Below are 15,455 nucleotides of genomic sequence, written 5' to 3'. Positions count from 1 at the left end.
TCGGGGCGACGAGCATCCGCGAACCCATTGATAATTCGCGGGCGCAGGCGCATTGTGGAAGCCACTGGAGACGAGGTGGCCCATGCACATCACGAAGTCGTTCCGACACACCGGCCGAGGCGCCCAGCTGCGCCCCGACATCATGCCCGTGCTCTCAGCCGGCAGACACCGATCGCCCCGCTCGGGGGCCTGCTTCATGGAGTTCGCGTCGTTCCTCGCGGGCGAGAAGTGGAGCGACCATCCGGCCTGCACGCACGCGGGGCTGGCGCAGATGGCGCGCGCCGTCAACGACATGAGCTCGAACGAGGGGCGCGGCCGGCTGTCGACGCTGATCCCCTCGGTGATCGGGCTCACGAGCGACGACCCGAGGCTCGAGCTGGTGCTGGCGATCACCGCGGTCACCGTCGCGCTGCCCGACGCCCCGCTCGACCGGCAGCACGCGCTCGCGGTCGGCGGCCTCGTCTGCCAGGAGGCTCTGCACCGCCTGGGCGGCGGCCCCGTTGAGGTCGACGCGCCGTTCGTCGAGGCTCTCGCGTCTGCGCCCGAGGCCGAGCGCTGGGCACGGCGCTTCCTCGACCGCAACCAGCGCTGGGGGCACGCCGAGATCACCGAGCGGCAGACCCACACGACCATCGCCATGGCGGTCGACGGGGTGCGCTCGGCCTGCGTGCCGCGGCCCGACGACCGGCTGTACGCGATGCTCGCCGAATCGATCGCGCTGTGCGAACGGTTCGTGGCGGCAGCGGCGGCGGCCCCGTCCGCCCCGTCGGCGCCGGGTGCCGCGGCGCCGGTGGCTGCTGTGCCCGAGACGCGCCGGGCCGTGCAGGTCTGAGAAGCGAGCGGATGCGCGGCGGCGGCCTCGGGATGCCGCCGCCGCGCATCCGTCTGCCCGCCCCGGGCCGCCCTTGCCGCCGCTCGCGAAACGTCGCCGAAATGCGCCGGTTGATAGCCTGGACGGCATGAGCAGTGTCGCGGTGGTCCCCGGTTCGTTCGACCCCATCACGCTGGGGCACGTCGACGTGATCGAGCGTGCCGCGTCGATCTTCGACGAGGTGCACGTGGTGGTGGTTCACAACCCCGACAAGCAGGCGCTGATCCCGATCGCTCACCGGGTGTCGCTGATCGAGAAGTCGCTCGAGGAGCGCGGGCTCGTCGGCGCGAACGTGATCGTGACGTCATGGGCGATGGGGCTGCTCGTCGACTACTGCACCGACGTGGGGGCGACGGCGATCGTCAAGGGCATCCGCTCGCAGGTCGACGTGGCGTACGAGACGCCGATGGCGATCGTGAACCGCGACCTGGCGGGCGTCGAGACGATCTTCCTGCTGCCCGACCCGGCGCACGCCCACGTGTCGAGTTCGCTGGTGCGGCAGGTGTCGGCGCTCGGTGGGGACGTGGCACCGTACGTGCCGGGTGTGGTGGCGCGCTTCCTCGAGCGCACCGCCGACTGATGGTGTCGAGCCCCGCGGAGCTGCCCACCTCCGCCGTGCCGGTCGGGTACGCGGCCGAGCTCGAGCAGTTCCACCCGCGCGACGCGATCGAGTACGCCGCCCACGCCGAGAGCCGTGGCTTCCAGGGCGTGATGGCGGCGGATCACTTCCAGCCCTACGTACCCCGCCAGGGCCAGTCGTCGTTCGTCTGGAACGTGCTCGCCGCGCTCGGCGAACGCACCCGCGGCGACATCGGCCCCGGCGTCACCGCGCCGAGCTACCGCTACCACCCCGCTGTGGTCGCCCAGGCCTCCGCGACCCTCGAGGCCATGTACCCCGGCCGGCACTGGCTCGGCATCGGCGCCGGCGAGGCCCTCGACGAGCACGTCGTCGGCGGCTACTGGCCCGAGGCCCCCGAGCGCATCAACCGCATGTTCGAGGCGATCGACGTCATCTCCAAGCTCTTCACCGCCTCGGCGGCCGGCCGCGACGTCAAGCACTCCGGCACCTTCTTCAAGCTGGAGTCGACCCGCCTCTGGACCATGCCCGCGACCCCGCCGCCCGTCTACGTCGCGACCGCCGGCCCGGTGACCGCCAAGCGTGCCGGACGCACCGCCGACGGCCTGATCACGGTCGGTGCGCCGCTCGAGAAGATCGCGGGCCTGTTCGCGCGGTTCGACGAGGGCGCCCGCGAGGCCGGCAAGGACCCGTCGCGGATGCCGCGCATCCTGCAGCTGCACCTGTCGTGGGCCGAGACCGACGAGGAGGCCATGGTGAACGCATTGACCGAGTGGCCGAACGGGGGCATGCGGTTCCCGAAGGCCGACATCCGCTCGCCGTTCGAGTTCGAGCAGATCGCCAAGATGGTGCGGCCCGCCGACTTCGAGGGCCGGATGATCGTGTCCGCCGATCCCGATGCTCACCTCGCGCACCTGCAGCGCTACGCCGACCTCGGCTTCGACCGCATCTACCTGCACAACGTGGGGCGCAACCAGCGCGAGTGGATCGACGTGTTCGCCCGCGACGTGCTGCCGAAGCTGAGGCGGTGAGCGTGTCGACGAGGGAGCTGCGGGTGGTCGCGTTCGGCGGCCTGCCCGAGATATCCGAGGGCGATGACCTCGTGGCGCTGATCGGCGACGCGCTGGACGGGGCGGGGCTCGCGCCGGTGGACGGCGACGTCCTCGTGGTGACCTCCAAGATCGTGTCGAAGGCCGAGGGGCGGCGCATCGCCGCGGCCGACCGCGAGGACGCGATCACCGCCGAGACGGTGCGGGTCGTGGCGAGCCGGGCGCATCCGGGTGGGGTGACGCGGATCGTCGAGAACCGGCAGGGCATCGTGCAGGCCGCGGCCGGCGTGGATGCGAGCAACACGCCGTCCGGCACCGTGCTGCTGCTGCCCGTCGACCCCGACGCCTCGGCACGCGGGCTGGCCGCGGGGCTGCGGGAGCGCTTCGGCGTGCAGCTCGGCGTCGTGCTCTCTGACACCCTCGGCCGCGCCTGGCGCGAGGGCCAGATCGACCAGGCGATCGGGGCGGCCGGCGTGCACGTGCTCGACGACCTGCGGGGCTCCCGCGACACCTTCGGGCACGAGCTCGCCGTCACGCAGGCCGCGCTGGCCGACGAGCTGGCGTCGGCCGGCGACCTGGTCAAGGGCAAGGCGAGCGGGATGCCCGTGGCCCTCGTGCGCGGAGCCGCCGACGCTGTGACGGCCTCCCTCGACACGCCCGCGCGTGCCCTCTCGCGCACCGGCCCGGGGGACATGTTCCGGCTCGGCACCGACGAGGCGCTCGCGGAGGGGCACCTGGCGGGATTCGCTGCCGGCCGCGCCGAGGGCCTCGCGGAAGGCCACGCCGAGGGCCGTGAGGAGGGACGGGCGGAGGGTCGCCTCGAGGGCCTGGCCGAAGGCCACGCCGAGGCGGCGGCCACGATCGCCCGTCTCGAGGCCGCCCTGCTGGCGCTGCGCGGCGACGGGGGGCGGTAGGCGCACGCATCCCGGCCGCCGGGCGCTCCACGCGGCCGGTGACCGAGGTGCGTGCGCGAAGCCGCCCGCGCTCAGCCCTGCGCCAGCTCCAGGGCGCGGCGGATGCCCCAGGCGTAGTCGGCCGGCTGCTCCCACGCCGCGAAGTGGCCGCCGCGCGCGTACTCGCGCCAGTCGGCCACCTCGAAGAAGCGGGAGGCGAAGCGGCGGGGTGCGTTCACGAGGTCGTGCGGGAAGACCGTGAACACGGTGGGGGCCTGGATGCGCGGCCAGTCCTTCGGGTCGTTCGCCGCGTACGGCGCGAACGAGGTGCCGATCGCGCCCGAGAACCAGTAGGCGCTCACCCAGGTCAGCGCCTCGTCGAGGGTGAAGGCGTTCTCGAGGCGGCCGTCGGAGTCGGTCCAGCGCACGAGCTTCTCGACGATCCACGCGGCGAGTCCGGCGGGGGAGTCGCCGAGGCCGGCGGCCAGCGTCCACGGGCGGGTGGACTGCTCGTGCATGTAGCCGCCCTCGGCCGCCTGCCAGCGACGCCCGTGCTCAACGTAGGCGCGCTCCTCGTCGTCGAGGTCGTCGAGCAGCTCGGGGCCGGCGTCCAGGAAGTGCCGCTGCGACACGTCCGTGAGGTGCAGCGCCGACACGGCCGACGGGTGCCGCGCGGCCAGCGCCTCCGCCACGTCGCAGCCGACGTCGCCGGCAGAGACGACGTAGCGGTCGAAGCCGAACTCGGCCATCGCGGCGGCCACGGCGTCCGCCATCGCGGTCGGTGGCAGCCCGGCGGGATCCGCGGCGGCCGCGAACGGGTAGCCGGGCAACGCGGGAGCCACCACCGTCAGGTCGTCGAGCAGCGGCAGGAGCCGCTCGAAGCGCAGCACGGAGTCGGGCCAGCCGTGCAGGAGGAGCACGACCGGAGCATCCGGCACCTCGGCCACGATCGCCCGCACCGGAACCGTCGCCCGCTCGGTCTGCCGCCACGGCAGCGCGGCCAGCCGCGACTCCTGGGCGCGCCAGTCGAAGCGGTCGCGCCAGTGCTCGACGAGGCGCTCGAGGAGCGCGGGCCCGACGCCCAGCTCGGATCCGGCGAAGGCGGGGCCGTCGAGCTGCGGCACGGGGCGGAAGCGCTGAAGCCGCTCCCTCAGGTCGAGCAGGGCGTCGTCACCCGCCCTCGGGAAGACGGGGGAGCTCTGAGCGGATGCGGGGGTCGGCTGATCGGGGGACGTCGTCATCGTGATCCTTTCGACGGGCGGCCGGGCGGGTGTCTCAGATGATCGTGCGCCGTGAGGCGGCGGGTGCACCTAGGGAATCCGCCCTATTTCACGAGTCAGCGGATGAGGCGGTGCAGGAGCGCCCGTTCGGCCACGGTCCACGTGGTGGTGACGAGCAGGTAGAGCGCCGCGGCGAGCGGCACGAACGCGGCGATCACGACGGTCATCAACGGCAGCCAGGAGAGGGCGCGCTGCAGCCCGCCACCCGGGGCCAGCGCCGCCGGCAGGCCCGCTGCCGCGCCGGGCCCGCCAGACGACGAGGCCGACGCGGACGACGAGCCCGACCCAGACGACGAGCCCGACACCGGTGCGACCACCGGCACCGGTGCCAGCGCCAGCGTCACCCGCCGCGACACGAGGGCCACCGCGGCGAGCAGCACCAGCACGATCCCGGTCACCACGAGCGCGGGCAGAGCATCCGGAGACCCGGGCAGCACCGCGAGCCCCGCCGACGCCTGCAGCGGATGCCCCGAGACGACTGCGCTGAGCGCCGCCGCGAAGGAGGTGCCGAGCGGTGCCCCGAGCAGCCACTCGGTGAGCAGCACGTTGGGGTGCCCGTTGATCGTGGGCAGGATGAACAGCCCGTAGACCAGCGAGAGCACGGGCGCCTGCAGCAGCAGGGGCAGGCAGCCGGCGAGCGGCGAGGCGTTCTCGGACGCGTAGAGCGCCATCGTCTCACGCTGCAGCCGCTGCGGGTCGCGGCGGTGCCGGCGCTGCAGTTCGGCGAGGCGCGGGGCGAGGCGGGCGCGCATCCGCTGGGCGCGGGCCTGCGAGACCCCCACCGGGATCAGCACGAGGCGCACCAGAACGGTGAGGGCGACCACCGCGAGGGCGGCCGAGGCTCCGCCGGCGAGCGGCTGGAGGACGGACGAGAGGAACTGCAGCACCGTCGAGGCGGCGTCGAGCGCGGCCGCGACGGGGCCGAAGGCATAGATGTTCACGGGACTCCTTGCGGGATACGGATGGGGGACCGTATGGCCGCGAAGGAGCGCATTCCCGCCCGGCAGGGGCGGGTCGCCCTTTACGGACAGACCGCCGACAGGGGCGGAGTGCTCGGTGAAGGGCGGACGCCCCGGTCAGGGGCGGGGAGCTGCGCTACGCGGCCGCGAGGAGGCGGCCGGGTGCGCGCGTGCGGGGACGCCCGGGGGCGTCGGGGCGGCTCTGCACGACGGTGACCGGCAGGTCGACGTCGTCGGCGGGGCGCGGGCGAGCGGATGCGCGCACGAACCGCGCGAGCACGGCCCTCAGTGCCCGCAGCACGGATGCGACGGACGCCGCGGCGACCGACCCCGCTGCGAGAGCGGTGGCCACGAGAGCCAGTGCCGTCACTGCGCCGGAGTCGAGCGCGCCGCTCGAGCTGACGAACCAGACGAGGCCGAGCCCTGAGGCGACGGCGGCGAGGCGCAGCAGGGCGCGAGCTGCTGCGCGGGTGCTGTCGGCCGTCATGGCTACGACTCTATCGCGCCGGCCCGGCGCGGTTACCGGCGATCGACCGCGCCAGCTCATCGACGACGAAGGGCCGCCCAAGAACGACGAAGGCGCGCCCACCCCGCAAGGGGGGACGCGCCGCGGGAGACGATCGGCTCACGCCGCCCGCACGTAGTCGGACGAGCCCGAGGCCGCGCCCGAACCCGAGGAAGACCCGGCACCCGACCCCGCCCCACGCCGCAGCACCGCACCGGGCGCGATCGTGGTGTCGTTCTCGATCAGCGTCGCGTCCGAGATGGCCGCCCTCTCGCCGATCCGCGAGTGGCTGCCGATCTTCGACGTGCGCCCGATCACGGCCGACGCGCCGACGTGCACGTTCGCGCCGACGAACACTCCGGCGCCGAGGATCGCGTCGTGCTCGATCCAGCTGCCGGACCCGATCCACGCCTTAGGCCCGACCTTGGCGCCGGCCTCGACATAGCTCGTGGGGTCGACGTAGGCCGACGGGTCGACCTCCGCTCCGACTGCGACGTAACCCTTTCCATTGGGGTGGCGGCGATACCGCGACACGACTCCGCGTTCGCCCTCGATCTCAAGAAACGTTCTGCTCACGCTGTATACAACCCACGACCCTCCCGGACCATTCCCGAAAACGTACCGATCGTTCTGTCTTTTCGAAGTGCGGGATAATCGGAGCAATGACTTCCCCGTGGACCCTCGTCGTACCCGTCAAAGGCACCGCCGAGGGCAAGAGCCGCCTGATGCCCGAGCGCTCCGCCGAAGAGCGCCTGCTGCTCGCCGAGGCGTTCACCCTCGACGCGGTCGCCGCGCTGCGGGCCGCCCGCACGGTCGGCCGAGTGATCGTGGTGACGGATGCCGGGTCGTCGATCGCCGCCCGGCTCCGCGAGACGGTGCCCGGTGTCGAGGTGCTCGACGATCCGGGTGAGGGGCTCAACGCGGCTGTCGCCCGCGGCATCGCCGCCGCCGATGACGGGCCGACGGCCGCGATGCTCGGCGACCTGCCCACGCTCGTGGCGGGCGACGTCGACGAGGCGCTCGAGGCCGCGTACGCGCATCCGCTCGCCTTCGTCGCCGACGCCGAGGGCTCGGGCACCACGCTCATCACCGCGGCCGGGAGCACGGCCGGCGCCGGACTCGTGCCCCGATTCGGAGCTGGCTCGGCCGGGCGCCACCGCGCCGCCGGTCACGTCGCCCTGGCGCTCGGCGACGACTCGACCCTGCGCCACGACGTCGACACCGAGGCCGAGCTGCAGCAGGCCTGGCGCCGCGGCGTCGGCCCCGCCACCGCCCGAGTGCTCGAGAGCCTCAAGCCTCCGGCGGCCTCAGTCCTCCAGCAGTGAGTGCGCCGTCGTCTCGTCGATGATCAGGTCGGTCATCACCCCGGCAGCCAGTGCGCCGCGGAGGGCGGGCAGCTTCGAGCGCCCCGACACCACGCAGACCCGCCGCGAGACCTTGCGCAGCAGCTCGAGCGACGGGCCGGAGGAGCGGGCGTTCATCGGGATGTCCTCGCTCGAGCCGTCGGCGCGGTAGAAGACCGTCGCCACGTCGCCGACCACCTGCGAGCGGCCGAGCTGCTGGAAGTCGTCGTCGTCGAGGTAGCCGCCGACGTAGACGTGCGAGGGCACCTCGGCGTAGGCCGAGCCGAGGCCGAACAGCGCGATGTCCATGTGCTTCTGGATCTCGAGCACCCGCCGGATGCTGCGCTCGCGCCAGAGCACCTCCTTGGTGCGCGGGTCGTCGAAGAACGCCGGCACCGGGAACTGCTGCACGTAGGCCCCGAAGGCCGTGCCGAAGCGGCTCATGATCTCGCTGGCGTAGCCGATGCCCGTCGTGCGCGCGTTCGAGGCGCCGTTCAGCTGCACGATCTGCGAGTTGTGCGTGACCTTCTCCTGCAGGTGCCGCGAGACGGCCGACAGGGTCGAGCCCCAGGCGATGCCCATGGTCATGTTGGAATCGAAGAAGGGCCCGAGAATCCGTGCAGCGCTCATCGCCACGCGCTCGAGGCGGTCGACCTCGGCGGTCGAGTCGGGCACGGGCACGACGTGCGCCGTGACCCCGTGGCGGGCCCGGATCCGCTCCTGCAGGCTCGACAGCCGGTCCAGCGGCGACTTCACCTGGATCTCGACGAGCCCCGTGTCGCGGGCGTAACCGAGCAGGCGGGAGACGGAGGATCGCGAGGTGTGCAGCTCGGTGGCGATGGCCTCCATCGTCAGATCCTGCAGGTAGTAGAGGTGGGCGGCGCGGAGCGCGTCGCGCTCCTTCTCGGCGCCAGCGGTGTCGGCCATGCGTCCTCGCATCCTTTCGTCTGCACATATGTGCAACGAGCTTGATCATATGTGAAATCGGTCGTAGAACTGGACAGTCAACCCAGCACGAAGGCGAGTGAACAGTGACCAGCACCAACGATGTCCGCAGCAGCGTCGAAGCCATCCGCAGCAACCCCAAGACCCAGGTCCTGATCGTCGGCGGCGGCATCAACGGCATCGGCACGTTCCGCGATCTCGCGCTCCAGGGCGTCGACGTCGTGCTCGTCGAGCGCGGCGACTACGCCTCGGGCGCCTCGGCCGCCTCCAGCCACATGATCCACGGTGGCGTGCGCTACCTCGAGAACGGCGAGTTCCGCCTCGTGCGCGAGAGCGTGCAGGAGCGTAACCGCCTCCTCCGCCTGGCGCCGCACTACGTCAAGCCGCTGCCCACGACCATCCCAATCTTCTCGACCTTCTCGGGCATCCTGAGCGCCCCGCTGCGCTTCCTCACCCACAAGCAGGGCAAGGCCAAGGAGCGCGGCGCGCTGCTGATCAAGGTCGGCCTGCTCGGCTACGACTCCTTCTCGCGCGACGGCGGCAACGTGCCGCGCCACAAGTTCGTGGGACGCAAGAAGTCGCTCGCCAAGCTCCCGAAGCTCCGCGGCGACGTGAAGTACACCGCGACCTACTACGACGCCGCGGTCGAGAACCCCGAGCGGCTCGCGCTCGACCTGGTTCAGGATGCTCTGGCGACAGGCTCCCACGCCCGCACGGCCAACTACCTCGAGGCGGTCGGCTCGAACGGCGACGCCGTGGTGCTCCGTGACCTCGTCAGCGGCGAGACCTTCGAGGTCGCGGCCGACGTGGTCGTCAACACCTCCGGCCCCTGGACCGACCTGACCAACGCCGCCCTCGGCGAGTCCACGACGTGGATGGGCGGCACCAAGGGCTCGCACATCGTGCTCGACAACGCAGAGCTCTACGAGGCCTGCGCCGGCGGCGAGGTCTTCTTCGAGAACAACGACGGCCGCATCGTGCTGATCTACCCGCTGAACGGCCGCGTGCTCGTCGGCACCACCGACCTCGAGGCCGACATCACCGAGCCGAGCGTCTGCACCGAGGAGGAGGTCGACTACTTCTTCCAGCTGGTCAAGCACGTCTTCCCGACCATCGAGGTCGACCGTCCGCAGATCGTCTACCGCTACTCGGGCATCCGCCCGCTGCCCGGCCACGGCGACACCGCCCCCGGCTTCGTGTCGCGCGACTACCGCATCGAGCAGACCGCCTTCGGCACCTCGACGAAGACCAAGCAGCTCAGCCTGGTCGGCGGCAAGTGGACCACGTTCCGCGCCCTCGCCGAGCACCTGACGAACGACACCCTGGCGCTTCTCGGCCGCACCCGGAAGGTCAGCACCACCGACCTGGCGATCGGCGGCGGGGCGGGCTTCCCGACCACCCCGGCGGCCACCGCATCCTGGATCAAGGCGCACGGTGCCGACCTCGGCCAGGAGCGCACCCGCACCCTGCTCGCCCGCTACGGCAGCAACGCCGCGAAGGTCATCGACCACATCGCAGCGCTGAACGCCACCGAGGCGACGGATGCACCGCTTCAGACCCTGCCCGGGTACAGCACCGGCGAGATCGACTTCCTGATGGGCGAGCACACCGTGCACCTCAGCGACCTGGTGCTGCGCCGCAGCATCATCGCGTTCGTGGGCGGTCTGACCCAGGAGGTGTTCGATGAGCTGAGCACCCTGGCGCAGCGCTCGAAGGGCTGGTCGGACGAGACCCTCGCCGACGAGCGCCGCCTCGCGGCCCGGAACCTCCGCTTCTTCCACGGCATCGTGCTGGAAGCGGCGAACACGGCGGCAGCAGCCGTCAACTGAGTCGGGTGGCGCAGCGCCACCTGAGAGAAGAAAGGTCAACGTGGACAATCTCGGTATCGACTTCGTATCGGAGCTGGTGGGCACAGCCCTCCTGGTGCTCCTGGGCTGCGGTGTGGTCGCCAACGTGGCGCTCGTGCGCACCAAGGGCTTCAACGGCGGCACGCTCATGGTCAACATCGGCTGGGGCCTCGCGGTCTTCGCCGGTGTGATCGTGTCGTACGCCTCGGGCGCGCACCTGAACCCGGCGGTCACCCTGGGACTTCTCGCCAACGGCGCGAAGACCTTCGGCTCGGCGGCCACTCCGGTCGACGTCAACGCCCTCTCCGTCATCGCGTACATCGGCGCGCAGCTGATCGGTGCAATCATCGGCGCGGTGTTCGTCTGGCTGGCGTACAAGCAGCACTTCGACGAGGAGCCCGACGCGGCCAACAAGCTGGGCGTGTTCTCGACCGGTCCGGCCATCCGCTCCTACGGCTGGAACCTGGTCACCGAGATCATCGGCACCTTCGTGCTGGTGTTCGTCGTGATCGGCTTCGGCGGCGGACGACAGGGCGAGGGCGGCCTCGCAGCTCTCGGCGCCCTCCCGGTGGCGCTGCTCGTGATCGCGATCGGCGCGTCGCTCGGTGGCCCGACGGGCTACGCGATCAACCCGGCCCGTGACCTCGGCCCGCGCCTGGCGCACGCCTTCCTGCCGATCAAGGGCAAGGGCAGCTCCGACTGGTCGTACTCCTGGGTTCCCGTCGTGGGCCCGATCATCGGTGGCGTGCTGGCCGGTCTGCTGGCCATCCCTCTGCTGCCGATCCTCACCTGAGCGCCCCGCGCATCCGCTTCATCTCACTGACTTTCAGTAACGACAAAGGAGTTCGACATGTCTGAACAAAAGTACGTCCTGGCCATCGACCAGGGCACCACCAGCTCGCGCGCGATCATCTTCGACCACAAGGGCACCATCGTGTCCACCGGTCAGAAGGAGCACGAGCAGATCTTCCCCAAGGCCGGCTGGGTCGAGCACGACCCGATGGAGATCTGGGCGAACGTGCGCGAGGTCATCGGCCAGGCGCTCTCCAAGGCCGACCTGACCCGTCACGACATCGTCGCCGTGGGCATCACCAACCAGCGCGAGACCGCCGTCGTCTGGGACAGGAACACCGGCGAGCCCGTCTACAACGCCATCGTCTGGCAGGACACCCGCACCCAGTCGATCGTCGACCGCCTCGCCGGAGACGAGGGAACCGAGCGCTTCAAGTCGATCGTCGGCCTGCCGCTCGCGACCTACTTCTCGGGCACGAAGATCGTCTGGATCCTCGAGAACGTCGAGGGCGCCCGCGAGAAGGCCGAGGCCGGCGAGCTGATGTTCGGCACGACCGACACCTGGGTGCTCTGGAACCTCACCGGCGGCACCGAGGGCGGTGTGCACGTCACCGACGTGACCAACGCCTCGCGCACCCTTTTCATGGACCTCGAGACGCTCGAATGGCGCGACGACATCCTCGAGGCCTTCGGCGTGCCGAAGTCGATGCTGCCCGAGATCAAGTCGTCGTCCGAGGTCTACGGCACCGTCGAGTCGTCCAACCTGCTGCGCGAGGTGCCGATCGCCGGCATCCTGGGCGACCAGCAGGCGGCGACCTTCGGCCAGGCGGCGTTCGACGCCGGCGAGTCGAAGAACACCTACGGCACCGGCAACTTCCTGATCTTCAACACCGACACCGAGATCGTGCACTCCAAGAACGGGCTGCTCACCACCCTCGGCTACAAGCTGGGCGACCAGCCGGCGCACTACGCGCTCGAGGGCTCGATCGCCGTCACCGGCTCGCTGATCCAGTGGCTGCGCGACAACCTGGGCATCATCTCCTCGGCACCCGAGGTCGAGACCCTGGCGAACACCGTCGAGGACAACGGCGGCGCGTACTTCGTGCCGGCGTTCTCAGGGCTGTTCGCGCCGTACTGGCGGTCGGATGCGCGGGGCGCCCTCGTGGGCCTCACCCGCTACGTCAACAAGGGTCACATCGCCCGCGCCGCGCTGGAGGCCACGGCCTTCCAGACCCGCGAGGTGCTGGACGCGGTCAACGCCGACTCGGGCGTCGACCTCACCGAGCTCAAGGTCGACGGCGGCATGATCGCCAACAACACGCTGATGCAGTTCCAGGCCGACATCCTCGGCGTGCCGGTCATCCGTCCGGTGGTCGCCGAGACCACCGCGCTCGGTGCCGCGTACGCCGCGGGCCTCGCGGTGGGCTTCTGGGCGAACCTCGACGAGCTCCGTGCCAACTGGCAGGAGGACTCCCGCTGGGAGCCGAAGATGGACGACGCCGAGCGCGAGCGCCAGCTGCGCAACTGGAAGAAGGCCGTCACGAAGACCCTCGACTGGGTGGACGCCGACACCGAGGCGTAACCCGCCCCGTCCTACCCGACGGCCCGTCCCTCCACGCGAGGGGCGGGCCGTCGTCGTCAGGCCAGGAGGTTCGTGTGGAGGGTGCGGCCCGTGGCCGCGAAGCCCTGCGAGGCGAACTCGCGGGCGACCGCGACGCGCTCGGCCGTGGGGCGGCCGTAGGTCGTGGTGCGCTGCACCGGCACGCGGCCGATCTCCCCGATCATCCGCTCGAGCTCGTCGACCGTCTTCTCGGAGCCGTTGTCGGCACCTGCCATGCGGCTGATCGTCTCCTCCATCAGGGTGCCGCCGAGGTCGTCGGCGCCGCCCTGCAGCATCTGCTGCGTGCCCGCGTTGCCGAGCTTCACCCACGAGGTCTGCACGTGGTCGATGCGCCCGTGCAGCATCAGCCGCGACACCGCGTGGATGGCCCGGTTCTCCTGCCTCGTCGGCCCCGGCCGGGCGACGCCGGCGAGGTAGACGGGGGCGTTCATGTGGATGAACGGCAGCAGCACGAACTCGGTGAACCCGCCGGTCTCGTCCTGAACCCGCGCCAGCGTGCGCAGGTGCCCGACCCAGTGCGAGGGGTTGTCGACGTGCCCGTACATCATGGTCGACGAGGAGCGCAGGCCGATGTCGTGCGCGGTCGAGACGATGTCGATCCACGCGGCGGCCGGCAGCTTGCCCTTGGTGAGCACCCAGCGCACGTCGTCGTCGAGGATCTCGGCGGCCGTGCCCGGGATCGAGTCGAGCCCCGCCGCCTTCGCCTCGAGCAGGAAGTCGCGGTACGACAGCCCGGTGCGCGAGGCGCCGTTCACGATCTCCATCGGGCTGAACGCGTGCAGGTGGATGTCGGGCTGCCGCGCCTTCACCGTGCGCGCCAGGTCGAAGTACGCCGAGCCGGGCAGGTCGGGGTGGATGCCGCCCTGCATGCAGATCTCGGTGGCCCCGATCATCCAGGCCTCGTCGACGCGGTCGCCGACCTGCTCCATCGACAGCGTGTAGGCGTCGGCGTCGGTGCGCCGCTGAGCGAAGGCGCAGAAGCGACAGCCCGTGTAGCAGACGTTCGTGAAGTTGATGTTGCGGTTCACGACGTAGCCGACCTCGTCGCCCACGGTCGCCCGGCGCACGTCGTCGGCGAGGGCCGCGAGGGCCTCCAGGTCGGGGCCGTCGGCGCCGAGCAGGGTGAGGTAGTCGGTGTCGCTCAGGCCGGCCGGGTCCTCCGCGGCACGGGCCAGGGCGCTCCGTATCGCTGGGTCTCCGGATGCGCGGGGCGCCGTGCCCTCGTTCGCCCCGACGTGCTCGCGCAGCTCGGCCCAGTCGCCGTAGACGTCCTCGAAGTCGCTGCGGCGGTCGCCGGTGCGGCCGATCGTGTCGATCTCGGTGTGCAGCTCGGTGCGGCCGGAGCCCGAGGAGGTCCAGTCCCGCTCCTGCCAGGGTAGCCCGACCGGGATGCGCCCCTCGACGGCCAGCCCGTCGGGCCCCGCGAGGGCGCGGACGTGGGGGAGGACGCGGGGGTCGATCCAGGGCTCCTCGGCGCGCACGAAGTGGGGGTGCGCCGTGAGCCGCTCGCGCAGCTCGAAGCCGGCCTCCGCGGTGAGGCGGGCCAGGTCGTCGATGTGCGGCCACGGGCGCTCGGGGTTCACGTGGTCGGGGGTGAGCGGCGAGACGCCGCCCCAGTCGTCGATGCCGGCGCGCACGAGGAGACCCAGCTCACGCGCATCCGTCAGATTCGGCGGAGCCTGCACCCGAGCCTTCGGGCCGAGGACGAGCCGCGCCACGGCGACTGCCGCGACGTACTCCTGGGTCTCCAGGTCGTCGGCGGCCATCATGGCGGTCGCGGGCTTCGCGCGGAAGTTCTGGATGATCACCTCCTGCACGTGACCGTGCCGGCGGGCGGCCGAGCGGATGGAGAACATCCCGTCGACGCGCTCGGCGTAGTTCTCGCCGATGCCGAGCAGCAGGCCGGTGGTGAAGGGCACGTTCGAGCGCCCGGCGTCCTCGAGCACGCGCAGGCGAACCACGGGATCCTTGTCGGGGGAGCCGTAGTGCGGCCCGCCCTTCTCGCTCCAGAGGCGGTCGGCGGTGGTCTCGAGCATCATGCCCATCGACGGGGCGACGGGCTTCAGGCGCTGGATCTCCTCCCAGGTCATCACCCCGGGGTTCAGGTGCGGGAGGAGGCCGGTCTCCTCGAGCACGAGGATCGCGACCGCGCGGAGGTAGGCGATGGTGGAGTCGTAGCCACGGGCCTCGAGCCATTCGCGGGCCACGGGCCAGCGCTCCTCGGGGCGGTCGCCGAGGGTGAACAGCGCCTCCTTGCAGCCCAGCGCCGCGCCCTCGCGGGCGATCGCGAGCACCTCGTCGGGGGAGAGGAAGGGCGCCTTGCCCTGCTTCTCGAGACCACCGGGCGTCTCGACGAAGGTGCAGTAGTGGCAGCGGTCGCGGCAGAGGTGGGTGAGCGGGATGAAGACCTTGCGCGAGTAGGTGATGACGCCGGGGCGGCCTGCGATCTCGAGGCCGGCGTCGCGCACCCGGGAGGCGGCGGTGAGGAGCCGCTCGAGGTCGTCGCCCCGGGCGTGCAGCAGCGTCTCGGCCTCGGTGGCGTCGAGGGCGACGCCCGTCTCGGCGCGCTTCAGCGCACGGCGGATGGCCGAGGCGTTCGGCACGAACGTCTGCTCGACGGGGGCGGGGGCCGTGCTGCGGCCCGTGGCGCGCACGCCCGTGGACGTGGGGAACGGAAGATCTTCGGGCATGGTCTGTCCTCGGGGAAGTCGGCGCGGCGAGCGGACACGCGAAAGAGACGCGAGAAGAAAAGAGAGCCCAAAGCCAGACCCAG

14 protein-coding genes are annotated in these 15,455 nt (G+C 71.5%); 8 read left to right on the top strand and 6 right to left on the bottom strand.

From position 1 onward, the window contains the following. Positions 1-82: 82 nt before the first annotated feature. The 4 genes from BJ984_RS15950 to cofE all read left to right on the top strand — a co-directional run bounded on the left by BJ984_RS15950 (position 83) and on the right by cofE (position 3,411). Positions 83-832, top strand: a complete 750-nt coding sequence (locus BJ984_RS15950; RefSeq protein WP_179548827.1) for a hypothetical protein — start codon at positions 83-85, stop codon at positions 830-832. Positions 833-959: 127 nt separating this feature from the next. Then, on the top strand, positions 960-1,451 hold the full coding sequence (gene coaD / locus BJ984_RS15945; protein ID WP_179548826.1) for a pantetheine-phosphate adenylyltransferase: 492 nt from the start codon (positions 960-962) through the stop codon (positions 1,449-1,451). Continuing rightward, positions 1,451-2,479: a TIGR03557 family F420-dependent LLM class oxidoreductase gene (locus tag BJ984_RS15940; protein WP_179548825.1), complete on the top strand. Its 1,029-nt coding sequence runs from the start codon at positions 1,451-1,453 to the stop codon at positions 2,477-2,479. The genes coaD and BJ984_RS15940 overlap by 1 nt, the downstream gene beginning before the upstream one ends. Before the next feature lie 2 nt (positions 2,480-2,481). Continuing rightward, positions 2,482-3,411 carry a coenzyme F420-0:L-glutamate ligase gene (gene cofE, locus BJ984_RS15935; protein ID WP_179548824.1) on the top strand — a complete coding sequence of 310 codons (930 nt, stop codon included), beginning with the start codon at positions 2,482-2,484 and terminating at the stop codon, positions 3,409-3,411. Between the two features lie 71 nt (positions 3,412-3,482). Here cofE and BJ984_RS15930 read toward each other — a convergent pair whose 3' ends face one another. The 4 genes from BJ984_RS15930 to BJ984_RS15915 all read right to left on the bottom strand — a co-directional run bounded on the left by BJ984_RS15930 (position 3,483) and on the right by BJ984_RS15915 (position 6,710). Then, positions 3,483-4,631 (bottom strand): epoxide hydrolase family protein, encoded by a 1,149-nt coding sequence (locus BJ984_RS15930; protein WP_179548823.1) that lies wholly within the window; start codon positions 4,629-4,631, stop codon positions 3,483-3,485. Between the two features lie 95 nt (positions 4,632-4,726). After that, the gene (locus BJ984_RS15925) at positions 4,727-5,611 is read right to left on the bottom strand and encodes a YidC/Oxa1 family membrane protein insertase (RefSeq protein WP_179548822.1); all 885 of its coding nucleotides are present in this window, start codon (positions 5,609-5,611) and stop codon (positions 4,727-4,729) included. 154 nt (positions 5,612-5,765) lie between these two features. Next, the gene (locus tag BJ984_RS15920) at positions 5,766-6,116 is read right to left on the bottom strand and encodes a DUF6412 domain-containing protein (protein WP_179548821.1); all 351 of its coding nucleotides are present in this window, start codon (positions 6,114-6,116) and stop codon (positions 5,766-5,768) included. A 138-nt stretch (positions 6,117-6,254) separates the two neighbouring features. Continuing rightward, positions 6,255-6,710 carry a hypothetical protein gene (locus tag BJ984_RS15915; RefSeq protein ID WP_179548820.1) on the bottom strand — a complete coding sequence of 152 codons (456 nt, stop codon included), beginning with the start codon at positions 6,708-6,710 and terminating at the stop codon, positions 6,255-6,257. A gap of 86 nt (positions 6,711-6,796) precedes the next feature. Here BJ984_RS15915 and cofC point away from each other — a divergent pair, with 86 nt between their 5' ends. Further along, positions 6,797-7,459, top strand: a complete 663-nt coding sequence (cofC, locus tag BJ984_RS15910) for a 2-phospho-L-lactate guanylyltransferase (protein WP_179548819.1) — start codon at positions 6,797-6,799, stop codon at positions 7,457-7,459. Here the strand turns inward: cofC and BJ984_RS15905 are convergent. Beyond that, positions 7,442-8,404: a sugar-binding transcriptional regulator gene (locus BJ984_RS15905; RefSeq protein WP_173181563.1), complete on the bottom strand. Its 963-nt coding sequence runs from the start codon at positions 8,402-8,404 to the stop codon at positions 7,442-7,444. The genes cofC and BJ984_RS15905 overlap by 18 nt on opposite strands. A gap of 104 nt (positions 8,405-8,508) precedes the next feature. Here BJ984_RS15905 and BJ984_RS15900 point away from each other — a divergent pair, with 104 nt between their 5' ends. Genes BJ984_RS15900 through glpK form a run of 3 tightly spaced genes read left to right on the top strand, consistent with a single transcriptional unit; the run spans position 8,509 to position 12,643 of the window. Then, complete coding sequence (locus BJ984_RS15900; protein ID WP_179548818.1) at positions 8,509-10,251, top strand: glycerol-3-phosphate dehydrogenase/oxidase; 1,743 nt, start codon at positions 8,509-8,511, stop codon at positions 10,249-10,251. 40 nt (positions 10,252-10,291) lie between these two features. Then, entirely contained in the window at positions 10,292-11,062 is a 771-nt protein-coding gene (locus tag BJ984_RS15895; RefSeq protein ID WP_179548817.1) for an MIP/aquaporin family protein, read from the top strand. Positions 11,063-11,119: 57 nt separating this feature from the next. Beyond that, the gene (glpK, locus tag BJ984_RS15890; protein ID WP_179548816.1) at positions 11,120-12,643 is read left to right on the top strand and encodes a glycerol kinase GlpK; all 1,524 of its coding nucleotides are present in this window, start codon (positions 11,120-11,122) and stop codon (positions 12,641-12,643) included. 56 nt (positions 12,644-12,699) lie between these two features. Here glpK and BJ984_RS15885 read toward each other — a convergent pair whose 3' ends face one another. Continuing rightward, on the bottom strand, positions 12,700-15,372 hold the full coding sequence (locus BJ984_RS15885) for a bifunctional FO biosynthesis protein CofGH (RefSeq protein WP_179548815.1): 2,673 nt from the start codon (positions 15,370-15,372) through the stop codon (positions 12,700-12,702). Between the last annotated feature and the right edge of the window lie 83 nt (positions 15,373-15,455).

Source organism: Herbiconiux flava (assembly GCF_013409865.1).
In the GTDB taxonomy this organism is placed as follows: domain Bacteria; phylum Actinomycetota; class Actinomycetes; order Actinomycetales; family Microbacteriaceae; genus Herbiconiux; species Herbiconiux flava.
The sequence above is the reverse complement of the archived record's forward strand: the minus strand, read 5'-3'. Positions and strand labels throughout refer to the sequence as shown.